Here is a 23500-nt window from a genome sequence, read left to right as displayed (position 1 = left end):
GATGTATATGAAAAAAATTATTATTATGACATTAATCGGTATATTCTCATTGAATGCATCTAATGCTCAGATAAACAGTGGAAAACTAAAGATATTCAATGGCAGGGTAATAACACCCTATTCGATTATAGAGAATGCTTGTGTATTGATTGACAATGGTAAGATAGTGGATGTATGTGCAGGGGATGTTGAATTTAAGGGCGCAAAAGTGATTGATGCTAACGGAAAATACATTTCTCCCGGCTTTATAGATACACATTGCCATGGCGGTGGTGGATACGATTTTATGGATGGAACCCCCGAAGCTATGATTAAAGCGGCTGAACTACATGCAAAGCATGGTACAACGCTTATCTATCCCACTTCAGCATCCTGCTCGGATAAAACACTATTCGAGATGTTCGATAATTATCGCAAAGCTGATAAAATGAATACGGCCGGAGCTGCATTCGGTGGTATTCATATCGAAGGAGGTTACCTGAATAAGACTATGAGTGGGGGGCAGGACCCTCGTTATGTAATCGACCCCAAACCGGAGCATTATAATGAAATTCTTGAAAAAGGAGACGATATAATTGTCCGCTGGAGTATGGCTCCTGAACTTCCCGGAGCATTAGATTTGGCACGTGAACTGAAAAAACGTAATATTCAGGTATCGATGGCGCATACAGCGGCTTTATATGATGAAGCGATAGACGCTTTTAATGCTGGTTTTTCGAGTATAACACATTTCTATTCACTGACATCTACTGTTACTAGGAGAGATGCTTTGCGCTATGCCGGAGTGATAGAGGCTGGTTATAATCTGGATAATCTCTATGTGGAGGCTATTGCTGATGGTGTACACCTTCCTGCGCCATTATTGAAACTTATTTATAAAGTGAAGGGGGCGGATAGAGTAGTGCTGGTTACTGATGCTATGCGTGGAGCCGGGATGCCTGATGGAAAGTCAATATTGGGAAGTCTGGAAGATGGAGTTCCCGTAATTATAGAGGATGGTGTGGCAAAACTTCCCGATAGAAGTTCGTTTGCCGGCAGTGTCGCTACAACAGACAGGCTTGTTAGGACTTATATGCAAAAGGGTGGAGTCAATCTGTTGGATGCAGTACAAATGCTAACTTTATCACCGGCCAAACTGATGAGTATAGACAAGGCAAAAGGCTCTATAACAAAAGATAAAGATGCTGATATTATTATATTTGATGAAAATATAAACGTACAGACAACTATCATTGGTGGTAAAATTGTGTATGAAGCCAAATAATAAATTAACCTTGGAAAAATTAACATGAAAAAAAATATATTACTCATACTATTTGCCCTTACAATATTAGGTTGCATAACAGTAGATAAAGCAAAAGTGACACTGTTTACTATTGGAGACTCTACTATGTCGGACAACAGGGTGATCCTTGACGATCCGGGTGATCCTGGGCGTGGCTGGGCGCAAGAATTGGGAAAATTCTTCGATCCCGATAAGCTTACTGTCAAAAATTATGCTGTGTCAGGGCGGAGTTCTAAAAGCTATATTGATGAAGGACGGTGGGATAAAGTGAAAGAGCAGATTAAACCGGGAGATTATGTCTTAATTCAATTTGGAGCTAATGATCAGAAAAAGCAAGACTCTAAGCGCTATACAGACCCGGAAACGACATTTAAAGATAACTTTCGCAAGTTCATAACTGAAACTCGCGAGAAAAAAGGAATTCCGGTTTTAGCTACTTCTGTTGTAAGAAGGCGCTGGGACAAGGATGGTGTTTTAGTTGATACATATGGACGGTATGTAGAAGCGGTAAGGGAACTGGCAAAGGAAATGAATGTACCGATTGTAGATATGCAGGTTTCAACACGCAAAGTCGTAGAACAATATGGTCCTGAAGACTCAAAAAAACTGTTTTTATGGGTAGAACCCGGTGTGGCAGAGCGTTTTCCTGATGGAAATAAGGATGATTCGCATCTGAATATACTTGGTGCAACAGAGTTCTCTCGCTTGTTTGTAAAAGAGTTGAAGGATATAAAACATCCGCTAGCTAAATATTTGCGAAGCGATATAGACACTATAAAATAATTCATAAGACAATGACTATGTCCCCATTCAAAACTTTTACTAATCTTGTTCTTTTAGCTCTGTTTTTAATAAGTGTAGAAGCTAAGTGCCAGATTTCTGTTAGTAAACCGATACCTGCTTTTCCTGGTGCCGAAGGTGGAGGTATGTATACAACTGGAGGACGGGGAGGAAAGGTTTTGTATGTAACAAAGTTGGATGATGATGGTTCGCAAGGAACATTACGCTGGGCTTTGAAGCAGAAATATCCACGTATCGTAATGTTTAAAGTTTCGGGAGTGATCGAACTCAAATCCCGCATCAATCTCACATCGGGCAATGTGACGATAGCCGGGCAAACAGCTCCGGGAGAAGGGATATGTATTCGAAACTACTCACTAATGGTTAAAGCGAGCAATGTAATTATCCGCTATATCCGTTTTAGGATGGGAGATGAAACAAAAATAAATGATGATGCTGTAGGTGGTATCAGACAGCATAACATTATAATCGACCATTGTTCCATGAGTTGGAGTACAGATGAATGTGCGTCTTTTTATGCAAACACAGATTTCACAATGCAATGGTGCTTAATCACTGAGAGTCTACGCCATTCGGTGCATGAGAAAGGATCTCATGGTTATGGTGGTATTTGGGGCGGACGAAATGCATCATTTCATCACAATTTGCTCTCATGTCACGATAGCCGTAATCCCCGGTTTGATCATCCGTTTTTGTATAACGACCAGTATCCTGAAAGTGAATATCGCGGAGTTGTAGATTTCCGGAATAACGTAGTGTATAATTGGGGTGCTAATAATTGTTACGGTGGCGAAGGTGGGCAATTCAATATGGTAAATAATTATTATAAACCCGGTCCGGCTAGCAAGGCTAAAACTAATTATTTTATAAATACTTATGGTTTATGTAAAGATCTGAAAGGTGATGGACAAATACATGATTTCGGGCATCCGGCTCTTTATATAAGTGGAAATTATTTTGAAGGCAATCCTAACAATATCAATCGGGATAATCGTAAAGGAATTTATCCAGCCAAAGGGGGTACCGCAGGAAAAGAGCTGATCAAACCATTGTTAATTAATGGAAAAGAAGCGGGACATACAACCACACATAGTGCAGAAAAAGCATTTGAGAAAGTATTGAATTATGCTGGCGCTAACTTGTTCCGTGACGATGTTGATTTTAGGGCTGTAAAAGATGCGAAAAACGGTACTGCAACAATACAGGACGGAGGGAATGGTAGCCGCAATGGTTTTCTTGATACACAAAGTGCAGTAGGTGGATGGCAGGTTTACAAAGCATTACCGGCACCTCTTGACAGCGATGGGGATGGTATTCCTGATGAATGGGAAGATATTCATAAACTGGATAAATACAATGCGGAAGATGGAACATTGGTTCCAAAGGGTGGTATTGGATATACCAATGTGGAGATATATCTTAATAGCTTAGTAGAGCATATTACGGAGAAACAAAACAAACTTAAATAGGAAGAGAGTGTAAGTCTCTTTGATAAGGTGTGTTGTAGGTGATTTGATGCAAGCATAATGAATAATTTTGACAGATATTATTTCTGGCAGATTAGGGGTGGGTTGTGTATTGCTGTTAGCTTAAATTATTGAAAATCTAAATATTGATGAAGAAACATTTACTACTGATATTACTTGCAATGTTCTCTCTCTTGTCTTTTGCACAAAAGGACAAAATGGAGCAAAACACAAAAGACGCGATGAAACGTGCTACTGTTTTCATGATGGATGAGGTTAGCCGTCAAGGTGGTTTCTTGTGGAATTATTTACCGGATTTTTCACGTGCATGGGGTGAATTGGAAGCTTATCCTACATCGGTATGGGTACAGTCACCAGGGACTCCGGCCGTCGGGAATATATTGCTCGACGCCTATCATGCGACAGGTGATGAATATTACTATCAGATGGCAGAAAAAGTTGCCAATGTTTTAGTATTTGGACAACTGGATTGCGGAGGATGGAACTATCTATTCGATCTGGCAGGCGAAGCCTCATTGAAAAAATGGTATGCTACAATAGGTAAAAATGCCTGGGGGTGTGGCGAATTTAATCATTATTACGGGAATGCTACATTTGATGATAGTGTTACTTCCGATGCAGCCAATTTCATTATGCGTATGTATATGGAAAAGCTTGACCCACGCTATAAATCATCACTTGATAAAGCTGTTGATTTCATTCTCGAAAGCCAGTTTGCAATAGGTGGATGGCCGCAACGCTATCCGTTGATGTATGATTATCCGGGTAAGAATGGTGAACCGGATTATACAAGTTGTATAACATTAAATGATGATGTAATTGACGACAATATTGAATTTTTACTACGTTGTTATCATGTATTAGGAGACGCCCGTGCATACGATGCTTTGGTAAGGGCTATGAATTGTGTGAAAAATCTTCAGCAAGGTTATCCTACCGCTGGCTGGGCAGACCAGTATACATTGGATATGAAACCCACATCGGCACGTGAATTTGAGCCTGCTGCTATAACAACATCGGGAACGGTTAGTTGTATCAGGAATTTGATACAATATTATGAAATGACAGGCGATTCTAAGTTCTTATCAGGAATACCAGATGCATTAGATTTTCTGCAATCAGTCGCTTTAAGTCAAGCAGATATAGACAAATCTGGGAAAAGAATAAGTAAAGGACAAATTCTGTGCCCTCGTTTTCTAAAACCGGGTACACATACACCTTTATATTTACATAGAAAAGGTTCTCATGTAAACAATGGTTCATATTATTTCGACCAAAGTCTGGAGAATGTGATAGAGCATTATGCATCAGTCGTAGTGATTAACATTGATAAATTGCGAAAAGAATACGAAATAATTAAATTGACTCCGGTTGAAGATATACTTAAAAAGTCATCATTTATGAATCCTCAGGATAATAAGTTGCCCATATATTATTCTGGTGATTTATCGAAAGTAGATAAACAAAAAGCAGAGGAGCTTGTAGCATCACTCAATAATACCGGATATTGGCCTGCACCTCTGACGTATATTTCCAACCCATATATAGGGGAGGGGAGAAGCGATGATACGGCACCGGCTTTGTATCGGGAAACTTTGTACGGGAAATTCAATACAGCAATTTTTCAGCCCGAAGAACCTGTTATTGGGATATCCTGTAAAGCATATATTAAAAACATGTTCGACCTTATTTGTTTTCTGAAAACGGACTAGTTGAAGAACAGACATATACACAATCTGATTAAATAAAGTAACACTTAAATCAATAAAACTATGATCAAAATTGAACGATTAATTCTATTTCTGGTCTTCTTGTTTTCTGCATCTCTGCTATCGGCGCAGGAGGTTACCGGAACAGTAACAGATACTGAAGGGGCTCCTCTTCCGGGAGTAACGGTTGTAATTCAGGGAACGCAGACTGGAACAATAACGGATGACAATGGAACATATAGTATAAAAGTATCTGATATTAAAAAGGCGGTTTTAGTCTTCTCTTTTATCGGAATGAAGACAGAAACAATCCCCCTTGATGGCAAAACACGCTTGAATTTGGCTATGCAGGATAATCATATCATGATGAATCCTACTGTCGTTATCGGTTACGGTACGGTAAAGCGCCGCGATTTGACAGGATCGGTTGCGTCTATCAACTCTGAAGCGTTAGAGAAGATTCCGGTATCGACAATCGGTGAAGCTTTAACCGGGCGGTTGGCCGGAGTGCAGGTTGTGACAACAGACGGTGCTCCTGATGCTGAAATAAAGATCAATGTGAGAGGAGGAGGTTCAATAACACAAGATAATACCCCACTATATGTAGTCGATGGTTTTCCTGTATCGTCTATCACCGATCTGACTCCATCCAATATTGCTTCTATTGATGTGTTGAAGGATGCTTCTTCTACAGCTATATATGGTTCGAGAGGTGCAAATGGAGTTGTGATGATTACAACAAAAAGTGCACAATCAGGCCGATTTAACGTATCAGTAAACAGCTATCTGGGGTATCGGAAAATGACTAATGCCCCGGATGTACTCGATCCGTATGAATATGCTCTATGGCAATATGAACAGTCGGTCTATCGTAAAAATACAGAATCGATGTATGAACCTTATTTCGGCGCATTTGAAGATATGGAACTTTACAAAGGTGCGACAGGTAATGACTGGAAAAAAATTGTACTAGGACGGACGGCCAGAATTATGAATTATAACGCAACAGTCTCAGGTAGTACCGATAGAATGCGTTATTCGGCTAATGTGGCTAATGAAACGAACAAAGGGATAATGATTGGGTCATATTTCCGTCGTACTAATCTCTCATTCAAAATGAATCATAAAGTTTCATCAAAGGTATCACTCGATTTCAATACCCGGTATTCGGATATGAAAGTAGAAGGCGCCGGGACTAATGAGCAGAGTGGCGGGCGTAGCAGTGACCCACGTATGAAATATGTAATGCAATATAGTCCGATTCCGTTGAAAAACATAGCATTGGGAGATGATATTGATGATGAGGATTTTTATAATAACAGTGGTTTATTTACCCCAACGCAATATATAGCTGATAATGATCGTATCCAATACCGCAAAACATTAAGCTTTCAGGGGGGGCTTAGTTGGGATATTATATCCAATCTAAAATTCAGGACAAATGTAGGCTTGGATTTACAGAAATATGAAGACCAGCGGTTCTTTGGTATTACAACATATTATTCGCGTAGCACTTCTTCTATATCAGGCAAGCCGGCGATAGGGATAATCAACACTGATAGGAAACAGCTAATTAATTCGAATACACTGGAATACGATTTCAAAAATATCCTGCCTAAAACCCATTCATTGAATCTTATGCTAGGTCAGGAGTTAGTAACAAGTGAGCGACGGCTGTTAACAACAAATGTTGATGGTTTCCCCGAAAGTTTTGATGCCCGTAAAGCATTTAAATTAACAACACAGGGAACAGCCATATCTACAAATAACTTTTACGAAAAACCGGATAAACTGTTTTCGTTCTTTACCCGTGCCAATTATAGCTTCGACAGCCGTTATCTGCTGTCAGCAACATTTCGGGCCGATGGATCAAACAGGTTTGAGAGGGGAAATCGATGGGGATATTTTCCTTCGGTTGCAGCAGGATGGCGTATCAATGAGGAAAGTTTCATGAGGGATACGAAATGGCTTCATAATCTAAAACTCCGTGTCAGCTATGGTTTGGCGGGGAATAACAATATTCCTCAGGATGTTGCCGATCCTCAATATTCGTCGCAGACAACAGCACTTCTGCCATTTTCAACATCAACTTCTTATTGGACGAAAGGAAACGTTATGTCCAATAAAAACTTGAAATGGGAAACTACTACTACACGTAATGTCGGACTAGACTATGGCTTTTTGAGTGGACGGATCAGTGGGACTGTCGATTTATACTTTAATACCACCGATGATCTGCTGATTAGATTTCCTGTAAGCGGATCGGGCTATAAAGACCAATATCGCAACTTAGGCAGTACCCAGAATAAAGGACTTGAATTTAGTGTGAATGTTATTGCTGTAGATAATAAGGATTTTGGACTGGATTTTTCATTTAATGTTAGTATGAATAGAAACAAGGTGACAGACTTGGGTGGATTAGATGAAATTACAGCATATTCATCATGGGCTTCTACCGAGATCGACTACGATTTCATTGTACGAAAAGGTGAACCTCTGGGGCAAATTTACGGATATGTAGCTGATGGCCGTTATGCAGCATCTGATTTTACATGGACTGGTAGTGCATGGCAACCAAATGAAGGAGTCGTGGACAACTCCTATATAGCTGGTTCCGGTTGGGGGCCAGGAGCTGTGAAATTTAAAGATCTGGATGAAAATGGAAAAATTGAAGCGGCAGAAGATCGTGAGGTATTGGGAAGTACTCTGCCCAAAGCAACAGGAGGATTCTCTATTAATGGGCGTTATAAAGGTTTTGATTTGAATGCCAATTTTAATTACTCTTATGGAAATAAAGTATTGAATGTAAATAAGGGTTTATATTCTTCCACAGGAAAATATAGGTATCTGAATATGCTTACAAATATGGACTCCAAGAATAGATGGAGAAGTATCGATGATCAGGGAAACAGGGTTACGGATACGGCTCTGCTTGATGAGATGAATGCTAATACAACCATGTGGTCGCCTGCTACCGGTTATCGTTTTGTCTCGTCGTGGATGGTAGAAGACGGCTCATTTCTCAGATTGAGTACGTTGACATTAGGCTATACATTACCCGCTAAGTTGACATCCAGATATAATATACGTAGCCTGCGTTTTTATGTGACAGGTACAAATCTATTCTGCCTGACTGATTATACCGGTTTCGATCCCGAAGTTGATACACGTCGTACAACACCATTGACTCCGGGCGTAGACTATTCTTCATATCCTAAAACCAGAGGTTTTATAATAGGGCTTAACCTAAATTTCTAAAACAGACGAAATTATGAAAAAGAAATTATTATACTTACTGATTATAAGTCTTCCATTGATCTCATTATCGTCATGTATTGATGATTTCCTTGATGCAGACGCCGAGTCGTCATTAACATCGGAAGTGATATTTGCCGATCCCACGTTAGCTGAATCTGCCGTTATGGGAATATATGAACAAATTAATTATAGCGCATTCAATGGTCGTCTATGGCCATACAAGGGATTGAATAACGATACTGAAATGCACCTTGCTTCTTATGGTGGATTAACCGAAACCGATACCCATCGTACTATTGCTGTATATAATAATAAAGGGTCGGATGATTTTATGGGAACGGCTGTGTCGGGAGCATATTCGGCTATCGAACGCGCCAACTTATGTATAGAAGGATTAGAAATGTATGGTAATCCGATGCCAGATACCAAATTAGGCTGTTTGTTGGGTGAAGCCTTATTTCTGAGAGCATGGCTCTATTTCGAACTTGTGAACTGGTATGGCAATATACCTGCCCGTTTTATCCCTCTCAATTCGGATAATCTATACATTGGCCGTACCGACAGAGATGAGATATTTAAGCAGTTGTTGAAAGATTTGGAGCGAGCAGCTGAGTTGATGCCTTGGGCTGGAACTACAGCCGAAACTATGACTATATTGAGACCAAACAAAGCTGCGGCAAAGGCCTTTAGAGCAAGGATCGCACTCTTTGCAGGAGGTTATGGCTATCATGTCTATGGAGAAATGAATACAGCTCAATTAAGTAATGATCCGGATCTTACTATCGAAAAAACATATACTATCGCTCGCGACGAGTGCTGGGATATAATACAGAATGAAGGGAAAGGATTTGTGTTGGAAAATGAATTTGAAAAGATATTTAAAGATAATTGCCAGGTGAAACTGGATGCTGGTGGTGAGTCTTTATTCAATCTGCCTTTCAATTACAATAAACGAGGCAACTGGATGGTTGCGGCTGGGGTAATACATGCCGGAGCAGGAGGAAGTGGTAGTCCCGCATCGGGTAGTGATCCCTATACTTCTGTTTATCAGGGAGGGACTCATGGTGCTGTGCCTACGTTATTCTACGATTATGAAAAGGAAGATAAACGACGCGATATATCAGTTGTTCCATTTCGTTGGGCTAACGGAAAACAGGAGCTGGCAACTGTAAGGCGTATGACCCCGGGTAAATTACGTGCAGAATGGATAGATTTGAGTAAAGGGATGTTATCTACAAACACAAATGATGGAATTACGCCTATTATAATTCGCTATGCTGATGTGTTGTTGATGTTTGCCGAAGCTGAAAATCAGCTAGATGGTCCCACAAACAGAGCAAAAGAAGCATTCAACAGGGTACGTACTAGAGGTTATGGGGGCGTGTCACAAATGGCATATGTCGAGTCTCAAAGTGCATCTAAAGGAGCATTTTTGCAGGCGATACAAAATGAACGCCGGTTGGAATTTGTAGGAGAAACTATTCGTAAATATGATCTGGTACGCTGGAATCTGTTGAAAACAAATATGGATAAGGTGATGGATGATATGCGTGCATTACGTTCATTTAGCGGAGCATACGCCGATGTTCCCGGTTATGTATTCTGGAAATATAAATCGAATGCTGCGGATGAGCGCGAAATAGTCTACTATGGTTTTAACAGAGGTGAGATAGCCCCCGGTACATCCGGCGATTTGATAATAGATCAAAATGCTCTTGATGCATGGATGGCTGCTAACGGATGGATACATTGGAACCCTAGTGGTAACGCGAAACCACTGGAGAAGGCTACTCCATGGATAAATTCCAATTCTACTAGCGGAGAGTTACGGGATGTATATATTACATGTATTTATCTGAATAATCCAGATAAGCAATTGGTTTGTCCGCTACCGCGTACTATTATAACAAATAGTCAGGGAGCTTTATCTAACAGTGATTTGGGTTATTAATCTTAAACTGATTCAACATGAAAAGAATTATAAAAAATATACTTATCGGTGGAATTGCCATTCTGACAGGAATTTTCTGTCTGCAATCATGCGCCGATGATCTGCAAAATGAACTGAATTCGATAGAACTGTCGAGGTTATTAAAGCCGCTGAAAGTGACATTTGGTGTTGTTACTATTGGCTCTGTCGAATTATCGTGGCAGGCAACAGCACCATCATTCGAGGTTGAGTACTGTCTCACAGAAGATTTCTCTCAGGGTGTAACAGTAGTCGATGGAATTACTGCAAGCAAATGTATTATAGATGGTCTGTTGGAAGATACCAAGTATTATTTCAGAGTGCGGGGGGTATCAGGTAGTGACCGCCCTGCATCCTCACTCTATTCGGATGTAGTTAGCAGCAGTACATTGTCCGAACCTGCTATCGAGAATATAAAAGCTGTTGCAGAAATGCAATATATGCTCGATCCCCTTGCTGTGACAACTATTGTAACCGTGACATGGGGCAAAGAAGGTGTAGAACCGGAGGCGATAACCTCTATAACATTTACTCATGAGGATGGTGCACCTATTACTTATCCGGTTTCGGCGGAAGAAGCTGCAGCTCAGGAAAAAGTAGTAGATACCGGACTGGAAGTAAGCACAGAATATATGATCCGTTTGTACCGTGATACCAAAGAGCGTGGTTCTTGTCCGGTTGTAACAAAAGATGGACCTATCCCAAGTGTTGAGGGAGAATCTAAATTGAATTATGCAACCAATCCAGTAACGGCCGATATGACGCTTACATGGGAGTTGTATATGGTACCGACTATAACATCTATAACATTTACCAAATCGGGAGAAGATACTCCGGTGATAACAGAGCCGGTTCTTCCAGCCGACCTGTTAGCGAAAAGCAAGGATATCACAGGATTGGATGCTGGAACGACATATATTGTTAAGTTGCTGAACGATGAAGCGCTAGTTGCTCAGGCAGAGATGACTACACCTAAAGCTCCATCGGAAAATATGAGAGTTGTAAGACCGGAAGATGGCGATCTACGCGAGATTATTGTTGATGAAAATCGTCCTGATACACTATTCCTTATTCCGGGGAATTATAATTTCACAAGTACGGCAAGTACAGGAATCGTATCAAAAAATCTTGTGCTGATGGGTGAGAATCCCAATACAACAATTGTTAAAATGGAGAAAAACTTATTGTTGCAAGGTACATATGATCGTATAGTATTTAAGAATATAACTTTCAATTGTGATGCATATTTAATGCAGGGTACAGTAACATCATCAAATGGACAATTTAATATTGGAGAAATCCGTATGGAGAACTGTGTTGTCAATCTGGCGTCGGGTTCGTCAGCTAGTTCAACAATAATGACTATACAAGCCCGGACAGCAGGATTCAATGCCCGGATAGGTAAATGTGTATTTGAAAATATAATTACCTACAGTCATAGCGGGAATACCCAATTCACATATGTTCAGGTATCAGCTTCGGAAATATATATGGTATTTGATGATATCATAGTGAAGAACTGTACATCTGCTAATACTGCCCGAGGTATAATAAGTTTGGGACAGGTGGCTGAACCTGTAAATGTGAATGTTGAAAACTGTACGCTTTACAATATCAATGTTGGTAAGAATACAGTTATATATGCGGCAAAGAGCAATAATGCAAATATAAATATAAAGAATACTATATTACATTTTGGTAGTACAGGCTATAAATTTGTAGATTATGTTGCTACAAGTGCAAAACTCAATATTGAAAACAGTTATTTCTTTAAAGGTCAAACACCTTTATTTAATAATGCACTTGCTCCTGCAAATAACAATATGATTGAATACGATGGAACGCCGGAAGACTTGTTTGTCAGCCCGAATGTGAATCCTGTGGCTTCAGGAGCATCTTTCAAAATAAAAGATGCCGAAATGACCACTAAAAATATAGGGGACTCCAGGTGGTAATTTGTTCATGGAATATTAGCCCCCTGAAATGGGGGCTTTTTCTCTAAGAATATCATTATGAAATATATCAGAACATCATTTGTGATATTTATAATTTCTTTATTTTTTAGCTGTAAGGTCGATAATAAAGAAGATAATGAGGTTGGAGAGATCATTGTAGAAAAGGTTTCAGTTTCAGCTATCGAAGCCGAGGCTGGAGCATGGGTCGATTTTACTGACTATGTTAAAGTAAGAGGTGGGTATCCACCTTACTTGTATAGCACAGCATTGAAAAACGATTTTGAAGAGCATCTGCGTACCCGCCTGCCTGATGAGTTAGGTTTGAAACAATATGCTATATATGTAAAAGATCAAAGAGATACGCAAGCTAAACCTGTGACATTGAACTTTAATATAAAGAGCTCTTCTATTAGTCCAGATGAAAAAGTGATCGCTTTTCCCGGCGCTGAAGGTGGAGGAAGGTATACAACAGGAGGGAGGGGAGGTCGTGTTATTTATGTGACCAACCTCGAAGATGATTATTATTCACCACCTCAAGGCTCCTTGCGATGGGCGTTGAATCAGGATGGTCCCCGTATCGTAATGTTCAAAGTTTCGGGTGTGATAGCACTCAAAGGGAGATTGAATCTGATGAAAGGTGATGTTACTATTGCCGGAGAATCGGCTCCGGGAGATGGAATATGTCTGAAAAATAACACCTTATGGGTGCGTTCTGATAATGTAATTATCCGTTTTATGAAATTCCGTTTTGGAGATGAGTCGGGTGAAGTGAATGATGCAATTTGGGGACGTTATTGTCGGAATATAATTATCGATCATTGTTCTATGAGCTGGAGCACCGATGAGTGCGCATCTTTTTATGCTAACGAGAACTTCACTATGCAATGGTGTATCTTGACCGAAAGTTTGCGGCAATCTGTTCACGATAAGAAAAGCGCGCACGGTTATGGCGGTATATGGGGTGGTCGAAATGCTTCGTTCCATCACAATTTGCTATCTTGCCACGATAGTCGCAACCCCCGCTTTGACCATAGTAATGTGTATACAAATGATTATCCGGAAGCATCATATAGGGGAAATGTAGATTTCAGGAACAATGTAATATATAATTGGGGTGGAAATAATAGTTATGGCGGCGAAGGTGGAAAATTTAATATGGTAAATAATTACTATAAAGAAGGTCCCGCCTCATCTAAGCGGAAAAAATTTATTCGTACCTATGGTATTATAGATAATTATGACGGGACGTTTACTAATGCAGGGCATCCGCAACTTTATATATCAGGTAATATCTACGAAGGGAACCCCAATGGGATAAATGACAATAACTGGTTGGGTGTGGATGTATACGACGATGGAGCAACCCCAATTATGCCTTTATTTGCAGAACTAACTATCAATGGCATGTCTGGTAATTTACATACGGTAACACACACTGCACAGCAGGCATTTGATATTGTTCTTCGGCAAGCAGGAGCATGGCCTCGCGATATAGTTGATAGTAGAGCTACAAGTGATGCCTATGCCGGAATAGCCACTTATATGGTAGGTGGAATACCAAATGAGACATGGCCTGTACCTAGCAAGAATGGTTTGATAGATACTCAGTCGGCTGTTGGTGGCTGGCCGGTATACATGACAAAAAATGTACCTGTCGATAGCGATAACGATGGTATTCCGGATGATTGGGAAACAGCAAACGGCTTAAATCCATCAGATGCAAACGATGGCGTTGCTAGGTCTTTAGATCCAGATGGAAAATATACGAATATTGAGATATATTTACACTCATTAGCAACAAAGATTGTCGGTAATTAACGGAGTTTTCGTAAACGAACACGTTATTTTAGGTTGTAGTTCTTTTTTTTGTTAATTTTGAAAAATGAAAAAGAGATGAGATGCTTTTAGTTTAAAATATCTGAATTATGGAGAACAATTCAAAATTTGCAACTATGGATGATGTTGCCCGTCTATCAGGGGTTTCGAAAGGAACGGTAGACAGGGTTTTACATGATAGAAGTGGTGTGTCTGAAAAAACCAAAAAGAAAGTATTAGAGGTTATAAAGGAAATTGGTTATATGCCAAATGTATATGCCTCGATACTATCGCAAAAGAGGTCGTACAGGATTATAGCTATTATGCCCTACTTTCAGAAAGGTGATTACTGGGAAATGGTGTATGATGGTATAATGGCATCTCTTGAACAGAATAAAAACATCCACATCGATATTGATATCATTTATTATAATCAATTTGACGTTGGATCATTCAGTAAGGCGTGTTCGCACACGTTAGCCTTAGATCCAAATGCAGTGCTCATAGCTCCTATTTATAAGAAAGAAGCCAGTGCTTTGGTTTCGACACTATCAGAATTATCTGTACCTGTAGTATATATTGATACCAAACTGGATAACAGTAATTATCTGGCATATTATGGGATGCCATTGTATGCAAGTGGTTATCTTGCTGCACATCTGGTCTTTGATGGAAAAGAAATTCCGGAAATCGTGAACTTTAATGTTGACAGAGGAGGTGCTGCGCCTAATGATTCGATGATAAACCGCCATAAGGGTTTTCTGGCATATATTGAGGAGCATGGTTTAAAGTGTAAAATTTACGACTTTTCGATGATGCCTTACGATTTCATGTATAATATCAAACTATTTGAATCATTTTTTAGTGAACATCCGCAGGTAAAACATATTATAACTTTGAATTCCCGGGCTTATATTATATCGGAATGGCTGGAAATGCGCGGTATAAAAGATAAAAAGCTTTTAGGATTTGATATGCTTGAGAAAAATATGGAAGGGCTAAGAAACGGATATATTTCGGTACTGATAGCCGAGCGCACAGCATTACATGTACAACAAGGTATGCAAGCATTGATTAATTTTCTTGTTTTCAAGAAAAAGCCTGTAATTAAAGATAATCTATTCTCGATGGATGTCCTTAATAAGTATAATGTTGACTATTATGTGGCGAGTAATATAAAAGAAAATGTAGAGCAGGAAAATACAACTTCGGTTTTAACAGAATAAGGTCTCCTTTTTATAGACTCATATTAGTATCGTTGAATACTCCTTGATCATCCAGATACAACACTAATCGATAGTTATGGTTTCTAAGTCCGAAATTAAATATAAAAGTTTACTTAATATTAATATATGAATAAGATACAAAGCAAAACCTTTTTTCGGGGAAAAGAAGAAACAATATACAAAGCAGGAGAGGGAATTACCCGTCAATTCTTCGCTTATGATAATAACATTATGACAGTGAGAGTCTTTTTTGAGAAAGGAGCAGTTGGGGCATTGCATACGCATCCTCATACTCAATCGACATACGTTATTTCAGGTATATTCGATGCCATTGTGGATGGGCAAACAGTTAGGGTGCAAGCTGGAGATGCATATTATGCAAAGCCCGACATTCTGCATGGATGTATCTGTATCGAAGAAGGTATATTGCTGGAAATATTTAGCCCGATAAGGGAAGATATGTATGAAACGATAATAAAGGAGTAGAAATTATAGCAGAACTGGCAGAGAGAATTCTTGTTACTTTTTTCATATATGTTGTTCTTTATAAACCCCTTGCCCCTAACGGGAAGATATTCTCAAGATGTTTGATATATTCTTGTCTGTACTCTTCTATCTTTTCCGGTGTAACCTCTTTTTCCATATCGTGGAAATGAAAACTTTCGGCTTGCGATAATCCTGCAAACTGATTCATTTTATGTACCCCGATCAATACTTCGTCGACATTGTGTTGTTCAAAGAATTCCCCTTTGACCGTGAAGGCCTCTGTCGGTGCGTTCCAGCTTGTTGTCAACATATATTTCCTTCCGTGGAGCAGTCCTCCTGTGCCATAATGCAGTTTAGGGTTATCTTTCGAACGGCTTCTCCCATCATTTTTATAAATCCCATTCTGATGTCCGGCTGTGAAAACATAATCTATGTACTCTTTCAGTTTGTGTGGTAGCTGAAACCACCATATGGGCGTATGGTAAACAATGAGGTCTGCCCATACATACTTTTTCACTTCTTCTTCGGGGGTATACGGATCATTGATATCAGTTATCAGAACTTCTGCTCCCAACTGGTTTTCGAAATAATAACGGGTCCATCCGGTCAGAGTTTTATTGAACTTTCCTCCCGAATGGGCGAAATGTTGGCCACCGTTTATTATGAGTACTTTTTTCATGAAATCTATATTATATGTTTTTATTAGAACTCAAATTTAACAGTATTTGTTCGACTATCTGCTCCATTGAGTCTATTCTTTCAAATAATATTTTCTTCATGCATTATACATCATTTATTGCACCGCTTTGGTATGGTATCGTCTATGGCATTATTACTGTTTGCAGATGCGGGTTTACGTATATTCCGCAGTTTATTGCTTCTACTTCGTGGGAATATAGATGTGTCGGATAGGAGGGGTCATCGTTACTGTATACCTCAACCGAAATGGAGTAAAATCCGGCTGCATCATATTTATGACTGGCAGAGTAGTATTGACTGCCCGATGAGACCGGGATTTGTGCAGAACGTACTCCATCGCCCCAATCCCAGATAAGGAAGTCGGCACTTGAAGCAAATCCATCCAAATCGATAGTATATGTTTGGATGGTTCCTCTACATGGTTGTTCCTCTCCTTCTATCTTCACATATAACCATGATTTTGAAAAAGTGGGTAAACCGCTAGTATAGTTAGAGGGATTTGAAAGTATATTATCGGCATAATATATCCTGAGATTATCAACTTCTTCCGGATTATCGATAATTACCATTCCGTTAGGCTGTCTGTTGCCGGTCACGGCATCTATATCGTTATAATATCCGTTCGATATAATGTAGATACGTCCGTTCATACCCATTTGGGCAGCTCCCTGAGCGGGAACATCTGTTATAATCTCTTTATAAGGAGCGACGGCATCTGGATCGGAAGCCGAAAGAAGCTCTTCAAAATCATATATTTTTATATATGTAGGGGAAGGATAATAGGTCCTGCGGGTATCACCATCATGTATCGAAGGTAAATACACATATTTGCCGGAGAGGGTAAATTCTGCTCCGTAACCCATTCCGGGAGAAAAATACTTAATAGTTCCGAATGTCCCATCTGTAGGATTGAATTCTCCGAATACTGTAATTTCTTCTATTACAGGAACCTCGAATGCTGCAAGAGGCCATACAAAATTATTACCCCGGGCATTGAAAGTCAAATAGCCATTAATGGCTATTCCCTGGGTAGAAGTAGGGCTGGTAGTAGAAGTTTCGCTGGTATCGAGGTTGAACGCAGATGCTCCGGAAAAAGATATTCCTGTCTCATCTATTTTCCATACATTCATGTAGGTAGGCAGCCCCGGAGCTGTACTTTTACCCGGAGCCACGAGCCAGAAGTCCTTGAAATTGCTATGTCTGACGGCTGATACGCTTTCGCCAAGCAGGCCCTGATGCTCCCCTTTGTCTCCGAGTGTGCCTTTTTCTGTTACTTCTCCTAGTCCTCCCTGAAGGGACATGTCTATTATTGCGTAATTCAATGTGTTTCTATACCACTGATCAACTGCGAATGCAATATACTTAGTGGAACTTCCCGGATAATTAATGACAATTCCTGATTGAGCCGAAGTATAAGAACCTCCCAGCCCTGTGCCATTCACCATTATCTGGTTGTCCTTATTCCATACGGTAGAACCATCCGAATAAAAAAGCAGGTTTCCCCATTTGTCAGACATTGTAAAGCAGCCTTCGGCAGTTGTTAGTACCGAACCTTTGATTTCTTCGGGGACTCCCTTCAACACGGCATCAGGGGTTCCGGCTACGCCTTTTACCGAAAGGCTACGTTTGGAATTCCATGTCAATGCATCATTGTTCCCAAAAAACCAGTTGCTCAATTCTTTTTGTGCCCACAATTGAGAAAAGACACAAAAAGTTATTATAGTAAGTATATATCTTTTCATCCTTACTTTTCTTTAAATACTATATTCATAAATGTCTTTTTGGTAATCGTGTAGCCTGAGACTAACTTATATGTCATCACGCCGGCATCAGTGACCTGTACATTCTCGAAAACATCATTATCGTAGTAGATCACATAATAATCTAAATCGGTACTGGATAGTACCGGAATGGATGTCGTTGCCGAAGCATTGGATACCGAACTGGTTGGATTCATCATGTCAAACTGTGTGGCATAAGCATTGTACAGATCGACTGTAAAGGTTTCGGTATTAAGATCATATTCCGGACTGTCAGGGTCTGTGGGCAGGACAATAGATGGCATATAAAAGAATTTAGATGATGCCGGGTCTTCTATAGCAAGGCGTACCCACTTGTTGCCGTCATTGTAATAGTAACCCGGAGTCACATCAGCTGTTGCAGCCACGTTGTAAATAGTCATACCTTCTACATGAGAAACCATTGGTGAAGCTAAAAGTGATGACGTTAAGGAAACGCGTGGCAACAAAAGCCCTTTGCCTGATGTTCCGCCATCAGTTTCTTTCAGATCCAGTAAAGCATCGTCATGAGGAGAAACGCTGGAACCGATTGTCACCTGAGCCTGGCCTGACACAACGAAAAAACACACGGTAATAAATAAAAATGCAATTCTGAATGTCTGCTGTTTAAGTTTAAAAATCGCTTGTTTCATGTAATTTAGTTTTAAATCCTAGTTAAGTTTTACTTTAATACTACAATTAATTGGCATGGTTAAATGCTACATAAACCAACACTCCTCTTCTATTTTATAAAAGGGAATAAATTATATTTTTTAAAAAAATAATGGTGGAAAAATGGTTGTCCATTTTTTGTGAAGATGTGAGTTTTGTATCATTTATATGTTATATAATTCTGTTTGTCAACCCTACTTTGCGAAGACGAAGTAAAAGAAAATAAAAAAGATAAGCTGATATATTTGAGACAATCCTGATCTTATTTTTATCATATTTTAAATAAGAATGGAGTCTTGTTTTTTATCAGTGACAATATTGTCCAATATTGATTATGATCGAATCAATAATGTATAATATAAGCCGGGTCCTACATTGAAATGTTGTAATAAAATCACATTTTGTCATCTTTTGAAAATGCAACTGTGTTTTATCTTTCAATCGTAATGTAGAATTGCCAATATAAAGCTGAAACCTGATGAAAAATAAAGGAACAATGTTCGACGGAGTCAATTATGAATAGAGCTTTTTTAGCATATATGCAGAAAGCTTTCCAAAAACCTGACAAACCTGACAAAATCAAGCCCCTCCTGACCTCCCCGCAGGGGAGGACCTGTTTTCCCCCGCCGGGGGAACTAAAGGGGGCTCTGATTCTCAATTCTCTTCCTCTCCTCTTCGGTTGCCATCCTGATGACCTGGCTGTCCTCCCCATTCAGGTGCTTATCCAGTTTGATAAACAAGTCGGCCTCATGCTGGTTATTTACATAAATAATTTGCTGCCGTAGTTTCGGCTTTTCTGCCGCTTCTTTCTCCTTGCGTTTTTCCTCCTGTTCCAACACATACTTGATTGCCGCTAAGTTCGGCGGATATTGTTTCTTCTTTACTACCCGTGATTTTTCTATCTGTACATGCGGATTGCTTTTGGCGGGTTCATACACCACTTTTTCTTCTTCCAGTGTATAACCTTCCAGTTTCTTGCGAAGCGAAGCACGGGCAATCGACACCAGCATCTCGTCCCGCTGGCGCATGGCTTCATCCACCGCTTTCTTAAACTCGGGTTTGGTGTCGAGCCACTGGTAGTAGGTTTCACGGGAAATACGTGCCACCATGCATAGTTCTTTTACTGTGTAAATGTCGGATTCGATCAATGAGATGATTTCCGATACTAGTTCTTCTGTGTACTTAGCCATAGTTTTTGTTTTTAGAGGCCCCTCCAACTTCCCCACAGGGGAGGCTATTCCCCCTACGGGGGTTAGGTGGCCGTTTTCCAGTATAGATAAACATCCTTGATTTTGATGAAAAGACTATATCGGACTCGTATACTTAGATTCAGTGATTGCCTACAAACAATATGGGATATCGGATGTTTATAAATAAAAAACAATGAAAGAAAAGAAAGATATAAATGCCAGGTTAATAGAAACAATCAGAAAATATGTGTCGAATGACGAGAATATTATTTCACGTCTCGAGGAAATATTGCATATTGGGCAACAGTCAATATACAGGAGATTGAGAGGAGAAATCCCGTTTACTTTTGAAGAAGTTATGAAGATTGCTTTGAACCTGAGCTTCTCTTTGGATGAAATTATAGGAAAGCATCATCATAAAGGTACATTTCTGGATATGGAGTCTTTTCTTAAAGATGAACTGGATATCATAGATTTATACAACGACTTTACGTCTAAAATGGTTGATGACATACATGAAGTAGCTAATGCTCCGGATTCACTTCTTATTTCAGCCAGAAATAAGATTCCTCTCAGCCTTTTATTAAGATATGAAAATCTGACCAGATTCAGGTATCTCAAAGTAAGGCATCTGCAAGACCCTAAATCTTTCAATCTGCAATTTTCTAAAGTCTCTTTAGATCTGAACAATAAAGTATTGATGAAAAAATATATAAATAATTACAGAAAAATCAATAATATAGAGTTAATCATTGATGATAATACGCTATTGTCGATGATCAAAGAGATAACCTATTTTTATAAAAGAAAACTCATCACAGCGTCTGATTTATCTGTACTGCAATCCGAACTATTTGAACTAATCAATTTTATAGAGAGGCATATGTCGCAAGGAGATGATCTTGGCACACAGATTACTTGCTACCTGTCTACTTTCAACATAGAAACAAATTACTCATACATGCAGTATAATGATAAACCGATAGTCAAATTCTGGGCATATGCAGAAATCCCGATGACAATAACAGATCCAAGGATATGTAATATACAAAAAGAATGGCTGGATTCATTAAAGAAGTATTCAACTCTCATTACCGGTAGTAATGAAATTCAACGTGTGCAATATCTTGACCGGCAAAAAGAATATATAGAAAATGTGGGAAAGGATATAATATTAGCACACTAAATTTGAGAAACAGGCTATAAGATAGGCCGCCGGAATCAACTTCTTACCCGTATGTTAAAGATTATTATCATAAAATGATAATCATTGTATATATTTGTATGTATTGTATTTTAGTTAGTGTAAAATGGGATTTTATGGATCATTCTTGATTGCAAATTCATACATAAAAGATAAAGATATGAAATAAAGTATTATTTTATCAATAATTGATAATTGATTTGGGTGTAATTGTCGGTAATATACATATTTATATCTATTAAAGATTATTTCTTTGTAATTGTAATAGAGTAAAGAAGACAAAAAACAATTTGAATCAAAAAATATTATCAGCTAAGTCATAATATTGTTCTACAAAGATATTTTAGCACTTATTTCCATAGCCACGGTTTGTGTTCATTTAGCTGATAAGTTTTTAATGTATTAGGATTATATAATGAAACACTCAAACGAAATACTAATATTGGCAATTCGCAATTTCATTCGCAATGAAAAAGATCTTGTCCCTCTCTTAATGTCCCTGTTGAATCTGGGGAAACAATCGGTATACAGAAGACTCAGAAACGAAATACCTTTTACTTTCGAAGAAGTTATGCTCCTATCTTCAAGTATAGGTTTCTCGGTAGATGAAATTGTGGGCCAGCTAAATCAAAACGATGAAGTTGCTGAAAAGAGGAACGATTCTCAGTTAGCATCCCAGGATCTGTATCTGGGTTCAAGATACAAAGTAAATCAATTACTGGAGAAAATGAGGAAAGATAAAGGTTCGACAATCATAGCGGCAACAAACAAATTACCGTATATATATACGGCTGCTTATGAGAATCTTACCAAGATGGAATACTATAAATGGTATCACCAGCGGCAGGAATATTTCACAGAATTGACATTCAGTGAGTTCAAAATGCCTTCATCAATTGTGTCGGAAAGTAAGAGAATTATTTATAATGGCACACTTATAAGTAAGTACACTCTGCTTTTGGACCCGAATATATTAAAACCGATCCTCAAGGAAATCAGCTATTATTACGAGAGGAATATGATTAATGATGATGAATTGAGTGTTTTGCAGGAAGAATTATTACAGATTGTGGATGAATTGGAGGTTCTGGCAACAACAGGGCATTACAAATCTGGTTCGGAAGTCAATATTTATTTATCCTCTTTGAATATCGAGTCTAATTGTATCCTTCTGGAAAATGAAAATAATACATGTTTTGTGATCTGGATAAATTCGACAGAACCAGTGACCATATTCAATCATAATATTTGCTCTGTTCAAAAGAAATGGATGCTGTCTTTAAAAAAATATTCTACACTGATTACACAATGTAATGAATTCAGCCGTTCTATTTTTTTCAAAAAACAACGGGAAACCATCATGAAACTGAAGGAAGAGCGGGTTGTGTATTTATGAATTATTATAATTATAATAAATAATTGTTCATTTCTCTTATACTACTAAAAACGCTTTGGTGGCTCATCCTCCGTGCGACCCGTTACAGGCTCACGGGCTAAATGGAAAGATTGTCCTGCGGACGCTTTCCATTTCACGCCCCTCTCGCCTGACGGGTGCCCCGCACTACGGCTTAATGCCACCGGGCGAAGCCACCTCAAGGCAGGGTAATCCCCTGTCGTGCGGCAGCTTTCCGTGCATAGGTTCCTACGACGGGCACCTGTCCGGTGAAGACGGCGTGAAACCAAATACTGTCTGAGCCGCAGGCGAGTTTATTTGGTTTAGCCGGCAAGCCGATGACAGGTCGGCGGGGAACCAGGCACTAGCCTTTTGTTTCGTTTTGGGCAATGCTAAAATGAAAAACAAACCCGGAGGGTGCGTTAGTAAAATTGAACATTTAAATCTAACTCCTGATTCACATAAATATAAAAGCCCTGTTTGATCTCACGACCTACAGGGCTTCAAACTTTACACAAACTTTACAACACTACACTAATTTGTTTTTGCAATATAGATAGTTCGATCTAGTCT

The 23500-nt window shown here is 39.2% G+C and carries 17 protein-coding genes; 12 read left to right on the top strand and 5 right to left on the bottom strand.

What is annotated here, in order from left to right:
* The first annotated feature begins 25 nt into the window (after positions 1-25).
* From nagA to GGR21_RS13265, 10 genes are all read left to right on the top strand, one after another.
* Positions 26-1264 (top strand): N-acetylglucosamine-6-phosphate deacetylase, encoded by a 1239-nt coding sequence (gene nagA, locus GGR21_RS13310; protein ID WP_183307778.1) that lies wholly within the window; start codon positions 26-28, stop codon positions 1262-1264.
* A 24-nt stretch (positions 1265-1288) separates the two neighbouring features.
* The gene (locus GGR21_RS13305) at positions 1289-2068 is read left to right on the top strand and encodes a rhamnogalacturonan acetylesterase (protein WP_183307726.1); all 780 of its coding nucleotides are present in this window, start codon (positions 1289-1291) and stop codon (positions 2066-2068) included.
* A gap of 17 nt (positions 2069-2085) precedes the next feature.
* A complete protein-coding gene (locus GGR21_RS13300; RefSeq protein WP_221233000.1) occupies positions 2086-3555 on the top strand; it encodes a pectate lyase in 1470 nt (489 codons plus the stop codon).
* 146 nt (positions 3556-3701) lie between these two features.
* A complete protein-coding gene (locus tag GGR21_RS13295; RefSeq protein WP_183307724.1) occupies positions 3702-5285 on the top strand; it encodes a pectate lyase in 1584 nt (527 codons plus the stop codon).
* A gap of 60 nt (positions 5286-5345) precedes the next feature.
* Positions 5346-8540, top strand: a complete 3195-nt coding sequence (locus GGR21_RS13290; protein ID WP_183307723.1) for a SusC/RagA family TonB-linked outer membrane protein — start codon at positions 5346-5348, stop codon at positions 8538-8540.
* A gap of 13 nt (positions 8541-8553) precedes the next feature.
* The gene (locus GGR21_RS13285) at positions 8554-10491 is read left to right on the top strand and encodes a RagB/SusD family nutrient uptake outer membrane protein (RefSeq protein WP_183307722.1); all 1938 of its coding nucleotides are present in this window, start codon (positions 8554-8556) and stop codon (positions 10489-10491) included.
* Between the two features lie 17 nt (positions 10492-10508).
* The gene (locus GGR21_RS13280; RefSeq protein WP_183307721.1) at positions 10509-12464 is read left to right on the top strand and encodes a fibronectin type III domain-containing protein; all 1956 of its coding nucleotides are present in this window, start codon (positions 10509-10511) and stop codon (positions 12462-12464) included.
* Between the two features lie 57 nt (positions 12465-12521).
* On the top strand, positions 12522-14282 hold the full coding sequence (locus GGR21_RS13275; protein WP_183307720.1) for a pectate lyase family protein: 1761 nt from the start codon (positions 12522-12524) through the stop codon (positions 14280-14282).
* A gap of 107 nt (positions 14283-14389) precedes the next feature.
* A complete protein-coding gene (locus GGR21_RS13270) occupies positions 14390-15505 on the top strand; it encodes a LacI family DNA-binding transcriptional regulator (protein ID WP_183307719.1) in 1116 nt (371 codons plus the stop codon).
* A gap of 126 nt (positions 15506-15631) precedes the next feature.
* Positions 15632-15991 carry a cupin domain-containing protein gene (locus GGR21_RS13265; RefSeq protein ID WP_183307718.1) on the top strand — a complete coding sequence of 120 codons (360 nt, stop codon included), beginning with the start codon at positions 15632-15634 and terminating at the stop codon, positions 15989-15991.
* Positions 15992-16049: 58 nt separating this feature from the next.
* On the opposite strand, the gene GGR21_RS13260 is transcribed toward GGR21_RS13265, so the two are convergent.
* From GGR21_RS13260 to GGR21_RS13245, 4 genes are all read right to left on the bottom strand, one after another.
* Positions 16050-16670, bottom strand: coding sequence for an NAD(P)H-dependent oxidoreductase (locus tag GGR21_RS13260; RefSeq protein WP_183307717.1), 621 nt, complete (start codon positions 16668-16670; stop codon positions 16050-16052).
* A gap of 142 nt (positions 16671-16812) precedes the next feature.
* Positions 16813-18432 (bottom strand): hypothetical protein, encoded by a 1620-nt coding sequence (locus GGR21_RS13255; protein WP_183307716.1) that lies wholly within the window; start codon positions 18430-18432, stop codon positions 16813-16815.
* Between the two features lie 2 nt (positions 18433-18434).
* Complete coding sequence (locus tag GGR21_RS13250) at positions 18435-19121, bottom strand: hypothetical protein (RefSeq protein ID WP_183307715.1); 687 nt, start codon at positions 19119-19121, stop codon at positions 18435-18437.
* A gap of 654 nt (positions 19122-19775) precedes the next feature.
* Positions 19776-20330, bottom strand: a complete 555-nt coding sequence (locus GGR21_RS13245; protein WP_183307714.1) for a bacteriophage terminase small subunit — start codon at positions 20328-20330, stop codon at positions 19776-19778.
* Positions 20331-20523: 193 nt separating this feature from the next.
* On the opposite strand from GGR21_RS13245, the gene GGR21_RS13240 reads away from it, so the two are divergent.
* Together GGR21_RS13240 and GGR21_RS13235 are read left to right on the top strand one after the other, a co-directional pair.
* Positions 20524-21516, top strand: coding sequence for a helix-turn-helix domain-containing protein (locus GGR21_RS13240; protein WP_183307713.1), 993 nt, complete (start codon positions 20524-20526; stop codon positions 21514-21516).
* A gap of 433 nt (positions 21517-21949) precedes the next feature.
* Positions 21950-22930: a hypothetical protein gene (locus GGR21_RS13235; RefSeq protein WP_183307712.1), complete on the top strand. Its 981-nt coding sequence runs from the start codon at positions 21950-21952 to the stop codon at positions 22928-22930.
* A 44-nt stretch (positions 22931-22974) separates the two neighbouring features.
* On the opposite strand, the gene GGR21_RS13230 is transcribed toward GGR21_RS13235, so the two are convergent.
* Entirely contained in the window at positions 22975-23217 is a 243-nt protein-coding gene (locus GGR21_RS13230; RefSeq protein WP_183307711.1) for a hypothetical protein, read from the bottom strand.
* Positions 23218-23500 lie beyond the last annotated feature (283 nt).

It is taken from the genome of Dysgonomonas hofstadii, from assembly GCF_014196915.1.
GTDB classification, from domain to species: domain Bacteria; phylum Bacteroidota; class Bacteroidia; order Bacteroidales; family Dysgonomonadaceae; genus Dysgonomonas; species Dysgonomonas hofstadii.
This window is presented reverse-complemented; position numbering and strand designations above follow the sequence as displayed.

What these genes read in the sequence shown, in the direction of transcription:
- GGR21_RS13295 (WP_183307724.1), top strand. Translation starts at nt 3,702, where the DNA reads ATGAAGAAACATTTACTACTGATATTACTTGCAATGTTCTCTCTCTTG.
- GGR21_RS13255 (WP_183307716.1), bottom strand. Translation starts at nt 18,432, where the DNA reads ATGAAAAGATATATACTTACTATAATAACTTTTTGTGTCTTTTCTCAA.
- GGR21_RS13275 (WP_183307720.1), top strand. Translation starts at nt 12,522, where the DNA reads ATGAAATATATCAGAACATCATTTGTGATATTTATAATTTCTTTATTT.
- nagA (WP_183307778.1), top strand. Translation starts at nt 26, where the DNA reads ATGACATTAATCGGTATATTCTCATTGAATGCATCTAATGCTCAGATA.
- GGR21_RS13305 (WP_183307726.1), top strand. Translation starts at nt 1,289, where the DNA reads ATGAAAAAAAATATATTACTCATACTATTTGCCCTTACAATATTAGGT.
- GGR21_RS13245 (WP_183307714.1), bottom strand. Translation starts at nt 20,330, where the DNA reads ATGGCTAAGTACACAGAAGAACTAGTATCGGAAATCATCTCATTGATC.
- GGR21_RS13280 (WP_183307721.1), top strand. Translation starts at nt 10,509, where the DNA reads ATGAAAAGAATTATAAAAAATATACTTATCGGTGGAATTGCCATTCTG.
- GGR21_RS13260 (WP_183307717.1), bottom strand. Translation starts at nt 16,670, where the DNA reads ATGAAAAAAGTACTCATAATAAACGGTGGCCAACATTTCGCCCATTCG.
- GGR21_RS13235 (WP_183307712.1), top strand. Translation starts at nt 21,950, where the DNA reads ATGAAACACTCAAACGAAATACTAATATTGGCAATTCGCAATTTCATT.
- GGR21_RS13270 (WP_183307719.1), top strand. Translation starts at nt 14,390, where the DNA reads ATGGAGAACAATTCAAAATTTGCAACTATGGATGATGTTGCCCGTCTA.
- GGR21_RS13250 (WP_183307715.1), bottom strand. Translation starts at nt 19,121, where the DNA reads ATGAAACAAGCGATTTTTAAACTTAAACAGCAGACATTCAGAATTGCA.
- GGR21_RS13290 (WP_183307723.1), top strand. Translation starts at nt 5,346, where the DNA reads ATGATCAAAATTGAACGATTAATTCTATTTCTGGTCTTCTTGTTTTCT.
- GGR21_RS13265 (WP_183307718.1), top strand. Translation starts at nt 15,632, where the DNA reads ATGAATAAGATACAAAGCAAAACCTTTTTTCGGGGAAAAGAAGAAACA.
- GGR21_RS13240 (WP_183307713.1), top strand. Translation starts at nt 20,524, where the DNA reads ATGAAAGAAAAGAAAGATATAAATGCCAGGTTAATAGAAACAATCAGA.
- GGR21_RS13285 (WP_183307722.1), top strand. Translation starts at nt 8,554, where the DNA reads ATGAAAAAGAAATTATTATACTTACTGATTATAAGTCTTCCATTGATC.
- GGR21_RS13300 (WP_221233000.1), top strand. Translation starts at nt 2,086, where the DNA reads ATGTCCCCATTCAAAACTTTTACTAATCTTGTTCTTTTAGCTCTGTTT.